The organism is Maricaulis maris (genome assembly GCF_003634045.1).
In the GTDB taxonomy this organism is placed as follows: Bacteria; Pseudomonadota; Alphaproteobacteria; order Caulobacterales; family Maricaulaceae; genus Maricaulis; species Maricaulis maris.
Genome location: NZ_RBIM01000007.1, coordinates 155,412 through 169,941 on the forward strand (window position 1 = coordinate 155,412; position 14,530 = coordinate 169,941).

General features: G+C 64.7%; 16 protein-coding genes. 8 read left to right on the forward strand and 8 right to left on the reverse strand.

What is annotated here, in order from left to right:
* Positions 1–5: 5 nt before the first annotated feature.
* From C7435_RS14695 to C7435_RS14705, 3 genes are all read right to left on the reverse strand, one after another.
* Positions 6–563, reverse strand: a complete 558-nt coding sequence (locus C7435_RS14695) for a response regulator (RefSeq protein ID WP_075190996.1) — start codon at positions 561–563, stop codon at positions 6–8.
* 21 nt (positions 564–584) lie between these two features.
* Positions 585–2,150 carry an EAL domain-containing protein gene (locus C7435_RS14700; RefSeq protein ID WP_121212268.1) on the reverse strand — a complete coding sequence of 522 codons (1,566 nt, stop codon included), beginning with the start codon at positions 2,148–2,150 and terminating at the stop codon, positions 585–587.
* A 76-nt stretch (positions 2,151–2,226) separates the two neighbouring features.
* Positions 2,227–2,778, reverse strand: a complete 552-nt coding sequence (locus C7435_RS14705) for a hypothetical protein (RefSeq protein WP_075190994.1) — start codon at positions 2,776–2,778, stop codon at positions 2,227–2,229.
* Between the two features lie 157 nt (positions 2,779–2,935).
* On the opposite strand from C7435_RS14705, the gene dusA reads away from it, so the two are divergent.
* Positions 2,936–3,931 carry a tRNA dihydrouridine(20/20a) synthase DusA gene (gene dusA, locus C7435_RS14710; RefSeq protein ID WP_121212269.1) on the forward strand — a complete coding sequence of 332 codons (996 nt, stop codon included), beginning with the start codon at positions 2,936–2,938 and terminating at the stop codon, positions 3,929–3,931.
* On the forward strand, positions 3,932–4,750 hold the full coding sequence (locus C7435_RS14715; protein WP_121212270.1) for a sulfite exporter TauE/SafE family protein: 819 nt from the start codon (positions 3,932–3,934) through the stop codon (positions 4,748–4,750).
* Between the two features lie 10 nt (positions 4,751–4,760).
* Here the strand turns inward: C7435_RS14715 and C7435_RS14720 are convergent, their stop codons facing one another.
* Entirely contained in the window at positions 4,761–5,480 is a 720-nt protein-coding gene (locus C7435_RS14720; protein ID WP_158025632.1) for a retropepsin-like aspartic protease family protein, read from the reverse strand.
* Positions 5,481–5,484: 4 nt separating this feature from the next.
* On the reverse strand, positions 5,485–5,700 hold the full coding sequence (locus C7435_RS14725; RefSeq protein WP_170150490.1) for a DUF1289 domain-containing protein: 216 nt from the start codon (positions 5,698–5,700) through the stop codon (positions 5,485–5,487).
* A gap of 96 nt (positions 5,701–5,796) precedes the next feature.
* Between C7435_RS14725 and C7435_RS14730 the strand changes: the two genes are divergently transcribed.
* Both C7435_RS14730 and C7435_RS14735 read left to right on the forward strand, forming a co-directional pair.
* Entirely contained in the window at positions 5,797–7,074 is a 1,278-nt protein-coding gene (locus C7435_RS14730; protein ID WP_121212272.1) for a NupC/NupG family nucleoside CNT transporter, read from the forward strand.
* 498 nt (positions 7,075–7,572) lie between these two features.
* Positions 7,573–8,166, forward strand: a complete 594-nt coding sequence (locus tag C7435_RS14735) for a hypothetical protein (RefSeq protein ID WP_170150491.1) — start codon at positions 7,573–7,575, stop codon at positions 8,164–8,166.
* Between the two features lie 5 nt (positions 8,167–8,171).
* On the opposite strand, the gene C7435_RS17355 is transcribed toward C7435_RS14735, so the two are convergent.
* Positions 8,172–8,894 carry an acyltransferase gene (locus tag C7435_RS17355; protein ID WP_325048660.1) on the reverse strand — a complete coding sequence of 241 codons (723 nt, stop codon included), beginning with the start codon at positions 8,892–8,894 and terminating at the stop codon, positions 8,172–8,174.
* Between the two features lie 152 nt (positions 8,895–9,046).
* Between C7435_RS17355 and C7435_RS14745 the strand changes: the two genes are divergently transcribed.
* The 4 genes from C7435_RS14745 (at position 9,047) to C7435_RS14760 (ending at position 11,539) form a co-directional block, all read left to right on the forward strand.
* A complete protein-coding gene (locus C7435_RS14745; protein ID WP_121212274.1) occupies positions 9,047–9,484 on the forward strand; it encodes a PaaI family thioesterase in 438 nt (145 codons plus the stop codon).
* A gap of 12 nt (positions 9,485–9,496) precedes the next feature.
* The gene (locus C7435_RS14750; protein ID WP_121212275.1) at positions 9,497–9,769 is read left to right on the forward strand and encodes a DUF3253 domain-containing protein; all 273 of its coding nucleotides are present in this window, start codon (positions 9,497–9,499) and stop codon (positions 9,767–9,769) included.
* Positions 9,756–10,346: a uracil-DNA glycosylase family protein gene (locus C7435_RS14755; RefSeq protein WP_121212276.1), complete on the forward strand. Its 591-nt coding sequence runs from the start codon at positions 9,756–9,758 to the stop codon at positions 10,344–10,346. The genes C7435_RS14750 and C7435_RS14755 overlap by 14 nt, the downstream gene beginning before the upstream one ends.
* Before the next feature lie 119 nt (positions 10,347–10,465).
* Positions 10,466–11,539: a Leu/Phe/Val dehydrogenase gene (locus tag C7435_RS14760; RefSeq protein WP_121212277.1), complete on the forward strand. Its 1,074-nt coding sequence runs from the start codon at positions 10,466–10,468 to the stop codon at positions 11,537–11,539.
* A 308-nt stretch (positions 11,540–11,847) separates the two neighbouring features.
* Here the strand turns inward: C7435_RS14760 and C7435_RS14765 are convergent, their stop codons facing one another.
* Both C7435_RS14765 and C7435_RS14770 read right to left on the reverse strand, forming a co-directional pair.
* Complete coding sequence (locus C7435_RS14765; protein ID WP_121212278.1) at positions 11,848–12,885, reverse strand: ABC transporter ATP-binding protein; 1,038 nt, start codon at positions 12,883–12,885, stop codon at positions 11,848–11,850.
* Positions 12,886–12,907: 22 nt separating this feature from the next.
* Positions 12,908–14,530: an ABC transporter permease gene (locus C7435_RS14770; RefSeq protein WP_121212279.1), complete on the reverse strand. Its 1,623-nt coding sequence runs from the start codon at positions 14,528–14,530 to the stop codon at positions 12,908–12,910.

Genomic DNA, 14,530 nt, shown 5'->3' on the forward strand with positions numbered 1-14,530 from the left:
GGAACTCATGCCTCACCGGCATCAGCGTCCTGGCTGGTATCGGACGCCTCGATATCGGCGCCCACTTTCTGGCGCGCCTTGCGCCGTTCCTGACCCTTGTAGGCGCCGCCGTCTTGATTGGCGCGCCGCCGGTCTGGCCCGAAATAATTCTTGTTGCGGATGAAGGGCCGTGGCTCGTTGATCACCGAGGCGATCTTGGAGAACATTTCCTTTGCGGTGACCGGTTTGCAGCAGAACTCGGTCACGCCGGCATCCCGCGCCGCCATGACCTTGGACTTCTCCGAGTAGGCGCTCAGCATGATGATCGGCACAAGCGGATTAGGGCTGTCGTCAGCGGTCCGCACGAGGCGTACGAAGTCCAGCCCGTCGAGAATTTCCATCTGGTAGTCGGTGATGATGATGTCGACGGAATCTGAGCGGACCAGGTCAAACGCGTCGGCGGGGTCTTTCGACTCGAAAATCTGCTTGATGCCGAACCCGTGCAAAATGGTGCGCAGAATGGTCAGCATATAGCCGTTATCGTCGACGATCAGAACTCGCACACGGCTGAAATCCACGGCCATGGTCTGCCTACCTCGGTTGCGTCACGCCGCGCGCGACGCATTCTTCTTCGGATCCTTGAGCGAGCTTAGCGGCACAGGCTTACCGAAATAGTAACCCTGGCCATAGGTCACGCCAAAACCCTTCAATGTGGTTGCCTGGGCTTCTGTCTCGATCATTTCCGCGACCGTGGCGGCGCCAAGGCTGCGGCAGATATTGATCATGCCCTTGAGCAGGGTTGCGTCCCGCTTGGAGTGTTCGAACTGCTTGATATAGCTGCCGTCGATCTTGACCACATCGGCCGGAAAATCGCGCAGATAGTGGAAGCCGGCCGAGCCGGCCCCGAAATCATCGAGGCAGACCTGGTGGCCGCGTTCGCGGATTTTCTGGATCACGGCGTTGGCCGCCTTGATATTGGAGACGGTGGCCGTCTCGGTCAGTTCAAAACTCAGACGCGAGCGGTCGATCCTGAGATCGGAGAGCAGGGCCAGAAAGCGTTTGCCCCAGGCCATGTTGGTCAGAGACTTGCCGGACAGGTTCACCGCCAGCGCCGGGCGGTCGTAATCTTCGCGCAGGAAGGCGGCCGCGATTTCGGTCATGGCGAAGTCGATCTCGTAGATCAGGCCGGTGCTTTCGGCAAAGCCGACACTGTCCTGCACCGGCTTGCCGTCGGGCAGGCGCAGCAGGAGTTCATAGTGGTGGACCTTGCCGGTCTCCAGCTCCACCACCGGCTGGGCGTGTGGTTCGATTACCCGTCCGGCGATGGTGGTGCGCAGCTCGGTCATGCGGCGTTCGTTCTCGCGCATCATCCCTTCGGCGACTTCCTGCAGGCTGACGATGTCCAGCGCCTTGTCACTCTGCGCGGCTTCATTGATCGCATAGAGGAAGGCCTGGATGGCGATGCCCGGCTCGATGCTGGGGGCATCGGCAACGGACTCGATTACGACTTCGGCGTCTGGCAGGCCGGCATCGGCGAGGCTGGCTTTCACTTCCGTGCGCAGGTTTTCCAGATCGACATTGCGATCATGGATCAACGCCGTGCGTTCCTCATCAACCTGGCGGGCGACCCCGTCATCGCCGACGGCGAGGGTGCAGGAGGCGGCGACAGACTGGTAGACGGCGGCGGCGCGGGCATCGCCGATCAGGCGGTCGAGCGCGTCGCCAGCGTCAATGCGCAACACCGACATCGCCATGTTGACGCCGGCCGAGCGGGCTTTCTCGATCGCGCGTTCGGCGCAGCGTTCAAAGGCCTGCGGGTCAAGTTCGTCGGGCGCGTGCATGGCCTCGTAGGACAAGCTCCAGCGGATGCGGTCATCTTCGCCCAGCATCCAGCCGCTGAGACGGCATTCGCGACCGCCGACAGCGATCCGGACCGGGCCGAGGCGGCGGCCGGGTTTGAGACGATGCATGGTGGCTTGAAAAATCGGGCGCGAGGTCCGGTCGAAGCGCTTCGCCAGATCCTCGCCGGTACCGTTCAATTGCGGTTCGCCCAGCGCGGCGACAGCGCCGGCCGCATAGGTCACGCGGCCCTTGCCGTCGGTTTCTATCAGGATGTCGGCGGCGGCGAAGGCAAAGGACAGGAACCGGTTGCGTTGTTCGACCAGGGACATGGAGATTCCACTTGTATGCACAGGTCGGACAGTTTCCGTGCACAAACGTTAGAACGCCCTTAAAATTTTAGGTGAATCAGGCAGCTTGCGGGCGAGCCGCCCCGCCACGCTTGGCAGGCTTGGTGTTGACGTCTTTCAAAATGCTCTCTGCACGGTGGGAAAGTTCGGCCAGCGCTGGTGGCAATTCACCATCCTCGCCCGCGAGGGCTGCAAGATGTTCGGCAATTTCCAGCAGGCGCGGACTGTTGGCGAGGAGGCGGGCCTGGGCTTCGATACGGTGCGGATCACGGTCATATTCCGCCGCCGGCACCCGCCAGCCGCCCCAATCCATCGCCTCGGTGACCACGACGGGGAATGTTCCGGGGAAGGGATGCCCGGCACATTCCTCCATGCTCTGCCACTTGTTGCGGGCGCGCAGGACGCGCCAGTGGCCGGCCTCGACATGGTCGGCCTGTTCGGCGGCAAGTTCATCGGCGGTGAAGTCGCGCCCAAGCCCGCAATCATAGGCAATGCGGATCGGCTCCTCGACATCCTTCACCCAGTGCGGCTTGACCTGTTCGATCAGGGCCCAGGTCCCCACCGGTGCGACATAGACACGCTGATGCTTGTGAAAGACTGCCTTGGCCATGCGTCAAACTCCCTCGCCCGCCTCACACAATCATGTCCACGTTTAAACCCGGTGAACGGAACAGATTGGATTTGAGGGATTGCCGGCGCAGCCCCCATGCTGACCGGTGCGGGCGTGCCGCGTTGCCCGACAGGCCTGCACAGGCTATGTGGCGCGCATGAAGACGCCTTCGACCTTCTCCCGCCGCCTCTCCGTGGCGCCAATGATGGACTGGACGGACCGGCATTGCCGGGCCTTTCACCGTGTCCTGACGCGAAACGCGCTGCTCTATACCGAGATGGCGGTCGACAAGGCGATCATCCATGGCGACACGGCGCGTCTGATCGGCTTTGACGCCTCCGAACATCCGGTGGCGATCCAGCTGGGCGGCTCGGATCCGGCCGAGCTCGCGGCTGCCGCTCGCACGGCGCAGGATTTCGGCTATTGCGAGATCAATCTCAATGTCGGCTGCCCGTCCGACCGGGTCCAGTCGGGCCGGTTTGGCGCCTGCCTCATGCTGGAACCGGAACTGGTTGCCGATTGCGTCGCGGCGATGCGCGAGGCGGTCACTGTGCCGGTGACGGTGAAATGCCGGATCGGCGTCGATAAGCAGGAGCCGCAAGCCGCGCTGTTCACCCTGGTCGACGCCTGCGCGGCGCGCGGCGTGACAAGCTTTGCCGTACATGCCCGCAAGGCCTGGCTCAACGGGCTGAGTCCGAAGGAAAACCGCACCGTCCCGCCGCTTGATTATGATCTGGTGCGCCGGCTCAAGGCCGAACGTCCGGAGCTGGAAATCATCCTCAATGGCGGGCTGGAAGACCTCGACCATGCGGTCCGTGAGAGCACCGATTTAGACGGCGCCATGATCGGCCGCGCCGCTTATCACACGCCGTGGATACTCGCCCGCATCGACTCGACCCTGTTTGGCGACACCGACCCGGTGGCGACCCGGTCGCAGGCGCTGGACGCCTACCGACCCTATATCGCGGCCCATCTGGAAAATGGCGGCCGCCTGCATGACATCACCCGGCACATGCTCGGCCTTTACGCCGGCGAGCCGGGCGCGCGCCAGTGGCGGCGCATCCTGTCGGAAAAGGCGCCGCGCGCGGGTGCCGGTCTCGATGTTCTCGAGGAAGCGCAGGCGGCCGTGTCGCCGCGCGATGAGGCGGCCTGAATGACTGATATCTGGATTCTGGTCCTGGCGATGGCGGCGACGGGCGCCTTTGCCGGACTGATCGCCGGCCTGTTCGGCATTGGCGGCGGCGTCGTTATGGTCCCGGCCATGTTCTATGCCTTTCAATTTCTCGGCTATGACGATCCGCGCATCATGCAGGTCGCGGTCGGCACCTCGCTGGCGGTGATCATTGCCACTTCGGCCCGCTCGGTTGCCGCTCATGCCAAGCGCGGGGCGGTTGATTTCGCGGTCCTGCGCGCCTGGGGGCCGTGGATCGTGATCGGTACACTGATCGGCTCGCGTATTGCGCACATGCTGCCCGGCAATTTCCTGACCGGCCTGTTCGGGGCCATGGCGGTCCTGCTGTCAGCGCAATTCTTTTTCGGGCGTCCGGATTGGCGTTTGGCCGAAGACATGCCCGGTGGTCCCCTGCGTTGGGGGCTGGGCGGCGCAATCGGCATTCTTTCGGCGTTGATGGGGATTGGCGGCGGCGTGCTCGGCGTCACCCTGATGACATTGTGCGGCAAGTCGATCCACAAGGCGGTCGCAACCGCTGCCGGTTTTGGCGTTGCCATCGGCTTTCCCGGCGCTGTCGGCTTCGTCGTCAATGGCTGGGGCCAGGACGCGGTGCCGTATTCGCTCGGCTATGTGAACCTGCCCGGCTTCGCCTTGCTGGCCGGCGCCGCTTTCTTCGTTGCCCCGCTCGGCGCCAGGCTGGCGCATTCGCTGCCGGAAAAGACCCTCAAGCGCTGTTTCGCGGTTGGCCTGGTGATTGTCGGCGTCATGCTGGTGCGTGAGGCCTGGCTGGCGGCGGGCTGACCGCGACCGGTTACTCCGACCGCAGGATCAGCTGGTTGCGGCGGATCTCGATGACATCGAAGCGTTCCAGCACAGTCATGCCGAGCAGGGATCGGTCACCACCACGCATCACATGCGCCGATACCCGCTCGAACGTGCGGCCGGGCAGCGCCAGCGAGCGGATCTCGACGGCCGCGGCCATTGACCGGCCGGCAGCGGTCGAGGTCGGGATGGTGAAGTCGAGCCGGTCAGTGCGAATGCCGACACGTCGGGCATCGTCCAGCGAGAGGGCGACACCCGTGGCGCCGGTATCGACCAGAAAGGTGACCTCGGTCCCGTTGATCTCGGTATCGATGTAGAAATGCCCGTCGAACTGACGCTCCAGCACGATGGCACCGTCGCGCAGCTGCACGCCGCCCTGGCTGCGACGGGCACTGCCGGCGTCGACCGGTGCGGCGCCCCACAGGTCCTCGTATTGCCAGTCCGAATAGTCACGATCGAGAATGGCGACGCTGCATGCCGCGACGCTGATTGACACCCAGGCGATGAGATTGCGGTGACGGGTGCGGTCCGCAGCGAGGGCAGAGCCGAGCAGGGCAAGGCCCAAAAGCGTCAGGACGACCGCCATGAAGACGCTTCGGAGCAGTGGCTCGACTTCGGTCCACAAGGGCCAGCTGAGCACACGCAGGACGACCAGCGCGATGGCAAGGACCAGCGCGGGCAGGGCGAAGCGGACGATCAGCTGACGCATCATCTCAATCCCGTGCAGTCTTGCGCGCTGCGGCATAGGCCGCCTCACGCTGCGGCAAAGCCGCCATCACCGCCTCGCGTTCATCATCGCTGTAACGCGTCCAGCGACCCAGCTCCTCCAGGGTCCGGAAACAGCCGACACATAATTGTGCTTTGGGATCAACGAAGCAGACCTGAACACAGGGCGTCTTGATCGGGGTCGGGACGGGCATTTGTGTCATGCGCTGCAGCATTCCGCCTGTGACCGGTTGAGGCAAGAGCTTGCCGCCGCAGGGGTGGGCAGAATATGGTCCCGTTTTGACCGGCCGGGGACATTCATGGACGATCTTCTCCTGCAGGGACGCAGCTTTGCGGGCCTGTTTCTTCTTGCAGGCATTGCCTGGCTCCTGGGACCGCGCAAACGCTTTCCTGTCATCTTGCTCGTCGGGGCCATCGGCCTGCAGCTGGTCATCGCGACCCTGCTCTACACGGTCGCGCCCTTCCGCGCCTTCCTGCAATCGCTGACCGGTGTCGTCGCCGTGCTGCAGGAGGTGACCAATGAGGGGGCGCAATTCGTCTTTGGCTATCTCGCTGGCGCCGAAGCCCCGTGGGTGACCGATCCGGCCGGCGGCTCCGGCTTCCTCTTTGCCTTCCAGGCCCTGCCCATGGTCATCGTGCTCTCGGCCCTGTCGGCGCTGTTGTGGCGGTGGCGTATTCTTGAAGTCCTGGTGCGGGCATTTGCCTTCGCTTTTCAGCGTCTGCTCAACCTGTCCGGCTCGGCCAGCCTCGGCGCCGCCGCCAACATCTTCCTGGGCATGACGGAAAGCCCGGTCCTCATCCGGCCGCGCCTGCCTGATATGAGCCGCTCCGACCTCTTTTTGATCATGACGGTCGGCTTTTCCACCGTCGCCGGCTCGGTGATGGCGCTCTATGTCTCCCAGCTTTCCGGCATCATTGACGGCGCGGCCGGCCATATCTTCACCGCCTCGCTGATCTCGGTGCCTGCTGCGGTTCTGCTGTCGCGCCTGATGATGCCGGCCGAAGCCATGACGCCCGAGGCCGAGGCCAAGGAAAAAGTGCCGACCCAGATCTATCACTCCTCGATGGATGCGCTGACAACCGGCGTGTCGGACGGGATGCGGCTCTATTTCAACATCATCTTCATGCTGCTGGTCTTCACCGCTCTGGTCGCCCTGCTCAACGTCATGCTGGGGCTCTTCCCGGACGTGTTCGGCGCCGCCCTGTCGGTCGACCGCATACTGGGCTGGCTGTTCGCGCCCATCGTCTGGCTGGCCGGCGTGCCGTGGTCGGAAGCAACCCAGGCTGGCTCCCTGATGGGTCTCAAGACGGCCCTGAACGAAGTCTATGCCTATGACCGCCTGGCCCAGATCGGCGGCGAGCTTTCCCCGCGCACCGGTCTGATCATGACCTATGCCCTGTGCGGCTTCGCCAATTTCTCCAGCGTCGGCATCCTGACCGGCGGCCTGGTCGCGATTGCCCCCTCACGCCGTGAGGACATCCTCCAGCTGGCCCCGAAAGCGTTGATATCGGGCACGCTGGCGACGCTGATGACCGGGGCCGCGATTGGTGTGCTGCCGCAGGGATTGTTCGGGTAGTCGGAAACCCATTTGTCGTCCCTGCCACCCGCCTATGCGGGCGCAGGTTCCCGCCCGGCGAAGGCCGGGCGAAAGTCAGGGACCTGGCTGGTTGCAACCACATAGATCCCTGTCCTGCGTCCGGCCTACGCCGGACATCCGACAGGGATGACAATCGAAGACCGCACCGAACACAGACTCATTTTTCCCGACCGCAGCCCCGCAAAAGCGGGGCGGAGAGCCGGGACCAACCAATCTGTCCTGCAAGCGATGAGTCTCCCGTCGGTCCCGGATGGCGCTGCGCGCCTCCGGGAAAAATGAGTTGGGATTGGCGCGGAAGCGGCATGCGCCAGGCCGTCGGTACTGCACCGTGATGGCCGGCTAACTGCAGAGTGGTCGCCAGAGGCGGCCGGTCCGTGAGGCGCGCGAGGGAAACAAAGGTTCAATTTTGGGTTGTCTATTGCTGCGGTTTGCAACAAGCTTGCATTCATTCCCTGATCTGGTGGAAAGGGCTGCGCCGTGCGAAATCTTGTGGCACCGACCTTGATCGCCGCCGGCCTTGCCGCGTGCGCGAGCTCTCCCGACGTCGAACAAGACATGATGACGCTTGATTGGGCGCGGACAGTAATCGTCTGCGATGGCCCGGCCATTGATCCGCAGTCGCCGGGTCGGTTCTCCATGCGGACATCTGTTCCCGCGAATTTGCGCGGGCAAATGGAGCTTCCACTCGGCCGTGCAGGCCGCTTGGCGCTGCAGCGTCAGGTGGAAGCAACAGAAAACGTTGACGTCGGCGAGGTGGAGCTTCACCTGAGCCGGTATGATGACGATGGTGACGCAGTTTTTGAGGTCAGCCTCTCCGCCACCACGCCAGGAGGTCGTAAAAGCTGGCTGATGCGTTTTGACGCCCTGTCTATGAACACAGACGAGGCGTATGCGGAGCGGAGCATGACGGCCTTGGATGCACCCTATGTGCTGTCCACCGAAGGGGTTCTCACCCGTCCGGACAATGGTCTGGCACACGAGTGGCCAGATGCGGAGGAGATGTTGGTTTCATTCGGAGAAATCTGCGCGACGCTGTCCCGGAGCCAGGCGGGGTCAGTGGATGCTTCCTAGCTGATCTAATCCCCCCGCGCCGGCCACAGCCGGCTTCTCAGCCACCCCGCTGTCGAATTCCCCGCCAGGGACTGCCGGTAGGCCGTGTCCATGAATCGGTCGAGGCCTTCCGCGTCGGCGAACAGGTCGGAGCGGGTTTTCATCGGGGCGTCGGGGTCGATGCGTTTGATGACCTTTGCCGGATTGCCGGCGACGATGGTCCAGGGTTCGACATCCTTGGTCACCACCGAGCGGGCACCGACGACAGAATGATCGCCAATGGTGACGCCCTTGCCGACAAAGGCGCCATCGCCGATCCAGACATTCTTGCCCAGCCTGACCGGTCTGAATTCCGGCTGCGGGTCGACGCGGTCATGGATGGAATGCCAGTCGCAATCGGTGATGGTGACCTTGTTGGCGATCAGGCAGGCATCGCCGATCTCGATCTCGCCGGCGGCGAGGATACGCGTACCCGGTGCCAGGAAGACATGATCGCCCAGGCTGATCCGTCCGGCCTGGGTCTGCGGGGCCCAGACCGTGAGGCGGACCTGGTCGGCCTTGTTGGCGATGACGTGGAGATAATCGCCGACGGTGATATTGGGGCCGAAGACTTCCAGCGCCCAGGGCTGGACGATCTTCGGTTCCCTGCCGACTTCAGCAAAGTGCGGCCAGACGTAATGGCGTGCCCAGGCGTTCTCGAAACGCTCCCAGGCCTGGTGCATCCAATAGGGGCGATGGTCGCGGCGCATGGCGGTGTCCCGGTTGGGTGGGTCGGAGGCGGGCTGGCATTGCGGCTTGCCGCGCGCGCCCGCGAAGGCAAGTGTTTCACCGACATGAGACAATAAGGGACCGGCCCTGTCTTGCCTGCGATGCAGGTCGGGCGCCAGGCCGGAGCGTTGCGGTGGCTTACAAGGTTGAATTGGATGCGGCGGCGGTCACCGCCTATCTCGACGCGGTCTTCCCGCAATGGAACCAGGGCGGGATCCGGTTCGGCATTGATGTCATCGAGCCGGGACGGGCGCGGGTGTCGGCCGAGGCCCGGGCCGAGCATTTGCGGCCGGGCGGAACCGTGTCGGGGCCGACCCTCTTCACCCTCGCCGATTTTGCCGCCTACGCCGTCATTCTCGGCCATGTCGGCAAGCAGGCGCTGGCGGTGACGACCAATCTCAATATCAACTTCCTGCGCAAGGCACCGCCGGGTCCGGTGGTGGGCGAGTGTCGCCTGCTCAAACTGGGTTCGCGACTGGCGGTGACCGAATGTGATATCAAGGTCGACGGCACAGACGACTTGATCGCACATGCCAGTGCGACCTATTCCCTGCCGCCCAAGACCAGCTGAGGCCGACCCCGCATGACCGAAACGCCTGAAACCGAATTGACCGGCCCCGATCCGATCGAGGATATCATCCTGGCACTGGTCGCAGCAGCGCCGGAAAATCGCTCGATCTCGCCCGCCGATGTCGCCAAGGCGGTCGATCCGGAGCGTTTCAATCGCAAATTCGGCCATGTCCGCCAGGCCGCCATTCGTCTGGCCAAGGCTGGCAAGGTGACGATCCTGCGCAAGGGCAAGCCGGTCGAGGATCCGGAAACTTTCAAGGGTGTCTGGCGGATTGGCCGCGCCTGATTTCGACACGCTGCTGGCGGATATCCGCGCCTGTCGGGTCTGCGCCGATGCCATGCCGCACGAACCACGTCCGGTCATCCAGGCCCATCCGGACGCCCGCATCATGCTGGTCGGGCAAGCGCCGGGCACGCGTGTGCATGCGTCCGGAAAACCCTTCACCGACCCCTCCGGCGACCGTCTTCGTGACTGGCTGCAGATGGACGAGACGACCTTCTACGACCCGACAAAACTCGCCATCATACCGATGGGCTTTTGCTTCCCCGGTCTTGACGCCAAGGGCGGTGACCTGCCGCCGCGCCGCGAATGCGCGCCGCTGTGGCAAAAGCGGGTGCGCGAGCAACTCCCCAATATCGGGCTGACGCTGCTTGTGGGGCAGTACGCCCAGCGCTTCTGGCTGGGTTCGCAGGCGCACAAGACGCTGACCGAAACTGTGCGTCATGCCGCCGATTATGCGCCCGAATTCCTGCCGCTTCCGCACCCGTCTTGGCGAAATAGTGCCTGGTTGCGCAAAAACCCCTGGTTTGGAGAAATAATTCTCCCGATGCTGCGATGCCGCATAAAAGATTTGTTACCGTGACCACGTTTCGGGGTGTTTTCGAGCGCTTGTATCATGCCGTCTGAAAGGGTATTCCGGCGCCCGAAATCGTGACCCCGTCACAGGTGGTCGCTACAGCTGAATAAAAGGGTTTGCTGCTTATGAGCGTTCTCGAGCATCCGTCTTTCGACAATCACGAGAAAATTCTCTTCGCGACCGACGAAGTGACCGGGCTGAAAGCCGTCATCGGTGTCCATTCCACGGTCAGCGGTCCGGCCTGCGGTGGTTGCCGCATGTGGTCCTATCCCAGCTCCGACGCCGCCCTCCAGGACGTGCTGCGCCTGTCCCAGGGCATGAGCTACAAGAATATCATGGCCGATCTGCCGATCGGTGGTGGCAAATCCGTGATCATGAAGCCGGAAGGCTCGTTTGACCGCCGCGCCCTGTTCGAAGCCTTTGGTCGCGCCGTGGAAAGCCTCAACGGCCAGTACATCACGGCCGAGGATGTTGGTGTTTCACCCGACGACATGATGGCGGTTCGCGCCTCGACGGCGCATGTTGTTGGCCTGCCGGAAGGCAAGGCCGCCTCGGGTGACCCGTCGCCGGTGACCGCTGAGGGCGTGTTCCGCGGCATGAAGGTCTGCATCGAGCGCGGACTGGGCAAGTCCGACCTCTCCGGCGTCAAGGTCGCCATCCAGGGCGCTTCGGGCCATGTCGGTACCTATCTCGCCGGTCATCTCGCCAAGGCGGGTGCCGAGCTCTTCATCACCGATATCAACCAGGACGGTCTTGAGCGTTTGAAGGCGGAATACGGGGCCACGATTGTCGGTCTCGAAGAGATCTACGACCAGGATGTCGACGTTTTCGCCCCGTGTGCGCTGGGCGCGATCATCAATCCGGACACGATCGACCGCATCAAGGCGAAGATCATCGCCGGCGCTGCCAACAATCAGCTCGCCACACGCGAGATGGGCGCCGAACTGCTCAAGCGCGGCATGATCTACGCACCGGATTATGTCCTCAATGCCGGTGGCATCATCAATGTGATGGGCGAAATTGCCGGTGACTTCAATCCGGAATGGGTCAAGGGCAAGCTGATCGGTCTGGAAAAGACCCTCGGCGAAATCCTCGACCAGTCGGACCGCGAAGGCCGCCCCTCCAACCTCATCGCCGACGAAATCGCCCGTCAGCGCATCGAGGAAAAGCGCGCCGCCAAGCTGGGTAAAGCCGCTTAAGTCACACCGTATGACGCTTGCACTGAAACGCCCCTGCCGGAAGGTGGGGGCGTTTTGCTGTGTGGGAGTATACGCCCCCTTTGTCATCCCTGATTGATGCCCGGCGAAGGCCGGGCGCAAGTCAGGGACCTATGTGGTGCTAAATCGCGCCTTGCGCGGATTGATTCATAGATCACTTGTCAGCCAGCGGGCCGTATCCGCTTCTTGAGGTCAAGGGCGCCGCAGGCGCCGCTCCGCGGGCATGCCCCTTGAGCTCAAGAAGCGGATACGGCGTTCTCTCGGCAAGTGATGTATGGACAGGTCTGCGCCTACGCGCTCGTCGCCACAACCCGCACATAAGCCGGATCCAGCTCGACATTCACCCGATCGCCTTCGCGGATCGGAGAGGGGGCTGGTGTCTGTGCGGTCCATTCGCCGGCATCGCTGGCAAAGCGATGCGTCAGGTGAGGTCCGGCGGAGCGGCGGCGGGTGATGGTGCAGGCACCTTCGGCGTCGAGGCTCAGCGTGAAGGCGCGGGGGCGGATCAGCACGGCGACGGGCTGGCCGTCTTCAAAGCCATGGGCATCGACGGGACCAAAGGGTGTTTCAGCCTGACCACTTGTGACGCGTGCCTCAATGATTTCGACATCACCCAGCAGCTTCGCAGCCGTAGCGCTGACCGGGCTCATCCAGACCTCGTCCGGCGGGCCGGTCTGGATGATGCGGCCGCCATCCATCAAGGCCAGCTCGTCGGCGACGGCCATCGCCTCTTCAGCGTCATGGGTGACGATCAGGGCGGTGGTGCCGGCCGCGCGCAGCGTGTCGACCGTGCGTTCACGCAACTCGCCGCGCAGGCGCCGGTCGAGGCCGGAGAAGGGTTCGTCCAGCAGTACGACAGCCGGTTGCGGCGCGAGGGCGCGGGCCAGGGCGACACGTTGCTGTTCGCCGCCCGAAAGCTCGTGCGGATAGGCCTTGGCCTTGTGGCCGAGCTCGGCGGCCTCCAGCTGGGCCAGGGCTCGCGCCGTCTTGCCCGGTCCTGTCAGGCCGAAGGCGACATTGGCCAGCGCCGTCATGTGCGGGAAAAGGGCATAGTCCTGGAACACCATGCCGACCCGGCGCGCCTCTGGCGCGACATGGGTGGCCGCGTCATTCCAGATCGTGTCGCCGAGGCAGATCGAACCCGCCTCCAGGCGTTCCAGTCCGGCGATGGCGCGCAGAAGGGTGGATTTGCCGCTGCCTGAGGGACCCAGCAGCGCCGTGATGCGTCCGGCATGCAGGTCGAGGTCGGCGCCAGCCAAAGCGGCGTGGTCGGCCCGGTAGCGGCGTTCTGCGCCGCGAATGCTCAAAACTGTCGGGGCGTCCGTCATGCAGTTTCCCTCGGGCGGCACCCTACCGCGCCTGTCGGGATAGGTAGCGGGCCACGAAGATCATGGGAAGCAGGGCGACCAGCGGGATCAGGAGCGAGGGCAGGGCCGCCTCGCCCAGACGCTCATCGCTGGCGAAATTATGGGCGATGATGGCCAGTGTGTCGTAGTTGAACGGGCGCAGGATCATGGTCGCCGGCAATTCCTTGAGCACTTCGACGAAGACCAGCAGGCCGGCGGATGTGACCCCGGCCGCGATCAGCGGCCAGTGCACGGTGCGCACCCGGCGGCCGCGACTGGCGCCCAGAGTCCGTGCCGCGCCGTCCAGTGACGGTGTGACACGGGCGAGGGCGGTTTCGGCCGGGCTGATGGCGGCGGCGGCAAAGCGCGAAAGATAGGCAAAGACCAGCGCGCCGCCGGTGGCGGTCAGCAGGATCGGGAAGACCTCGCCGGTCAGGGCGCGCCAGGCCGGGTCGAGCAGGGCTTGTGTACCCGACAGGAGCGCGATCACGCCGACGGCTGCGACGGCACCGGGCACGGCATAGCCGAGGCCGGCGGCGCGCGCGGCCAGTGTGGCGATGGCGGTGCGGCTGCGCAGGGCGTAGGCGGTGGCCAGTCCGAGCGCGGCGGCGATCACGGCGGTGATCAAGGCCAGTGTGAGCGAGTGCAGGCTGGCGGCGGCGAGGCCGGGCGCCGTATCGGTGTGCAGGGCCAGCCAGACGAGACGGCCGAGCGGAACGACCATGCCCAGCGCCAGCGGGGTCAGGCAGGCGAGCAGCGCCAGCAGGCCGTGACCGGCACCCAGTTGCAGGCGCGGTGCCGGCTTGTGGCGGCCGGCGGCATTGACGCTGCGGGCGCGGCGACGCTGGGCGCGCTCCAGCCCGAACACGAAAATCGCGATGACCACGAGGACCAGCGACAGGCGGGCCGCGTCGACCAGCGAGCCGGCGCCGCTCCAGGCCCGGATCAGCCCGATCGACAGTGTCGGGGCGCCGAGATGCGAAACAGTGCCGTAGTCTGCCAGGCTTTCCATCACCACCAGCGCCAGGCCGGCGGCAATGGCCGGCCGTGCCATGGGCAGGGAGGTGCGCCAGAAGGCGGTCAGCGGCCCGGCTCCGAGCGTGCGGGCGGCGTGATAGGCGTCGGCGGACTGGCCGGCGAAGGTGTCGCGCGCCAGCAGGAAGACATAGGGGTAGAGCACGAGGGCAAACATCAGCCCGGCGCCCCAGCTGCCACGAATGGTCGGGAAGAGGCCACCGGTCATCGCCTGTAGCGGGCCACCGGCATGGCTGAGATCGAGCCAGGCATAGGCGGCGACATAGGCGGGCACGGCGAGCGGCAGGATCAACACCCAGGCCAGTGTCCGGCGGCCGACAAATTCGGTGCGGGCGATCAGCCAGCCCAGCCCCGTCCCGATCAGCCCGGCCCCGCCGGCCGCGATCAGGGCGACAATGGCGGAGGTGGCCAGATAGGTCGGCAGGCGGGTGCCGGCGAGGTGTTGGAGATAGTCCCCGGTCTCACCGCTCAACGCGATCCAGGCGACCGCCAGGACCGGCGCCGCGCAGATCGCAGCCGCCAGCACTGCCAGGCCGATCGTGCGGCCTGGCAGGCGGACATGACTGCGCAGGAAATGCGCCGGTGCCGGCAT

Excerpts from the sequence above, each read along its gene's own strand:
- C7435_RS14750 (WP_121212275.1), top strand. The coding sequence starts at position 9,497 with ATGACCGAAACGCCTGAAACCGAATTGACCGGCCCCGATCCGATCGAG.
- C7435_RS14725 (WP_170150490.1), bottom strand. The coding sequence starts at position 5,700 with ATGACACAAATGCCCGTCCCGACCCCGATCAAGACGCCCTGTGTTCAG.
- C7435_RS14700 (WP_121212268.1), bottom strand. The coding sequence starts at position 2,150 with ATGTCCCTGGTCGAACAACGCAACCGGTTCCTGTCCTTTGCCTTCGCC.
- C7435_RS14705 (WP_075190994.1), bottom strand. The coding sequence starts at position 2,778 with ATGGCCAAGGCAGTCTTTCACAAGCATCAGCGTGTCTATGTCGCACCG.
- C7435_RS17355 (WP_325048660.1), bottom strand. The coding sequence starts at position 8,894 with ATGCGCCGCGACCATCGCCCCTATTGGATGCACCAGGCCTGGGAGCGT.
- C7435_RS14760 (WP_121212277.1), top strand. The coding sequence starts at position 10,466 with ATGAGCGTTCTCGAGCATCCGTCTTTCGACAATCACGAGAAAATTCTC.
- C7435_RS14695 (WP_075190996.1), bottom strand. The coding sequence starts at position 563 with ATGGCCGTGGATTTCAGCCGTGTGCGAGTTCTGATCGTCGACGATAAC.
- C7435_RS14730 (WP_121212272.1), top strand. The coding sequence starts at position 5,797 with ATGGACGATCTTCTCCTGCAGGGACGCAGCTTTGCGGGCCTGTTTCTT.
- C7435_RS14720 (WP_158025632.1), bottom strand. The coding sequence starts at position 5,480 with ATGCGTCAGCTGATCGTCCGCTTCGCCCTGCCCGCGCTGGTCCTTGCC.
- C7435_RS14765 (WP_121212278.1), bottom strand. The coding sequence starts at position 12,885 with ATGACGGACGCCCCGACAGTTTTGAGCATTCGCGGCGCAGAACGCCGC.
- C7435_RS14770 (WP_121212279.1), bottom strand. The coding sequence starts at position 14,530 with ATGCCGGCACCGGCGCATTTCCTGCGCAGTCATGTCCGCCTGCCAGGC.
- dusA (WP_121212269.1), top strand. The coding sequence starts at position 2,936 with ATGAAGACGCCTTCGACCTTCTCCCGCCGCCTCTCCGTGGCGCCAATG.
- C7435_RS14715 (WP_121212270.1), top strand. The coding sequence starts at position 3,932 with ATGACTGATATCTGGATTCTGGTCCTGGCGATGGCGGCGACGGGCGCC.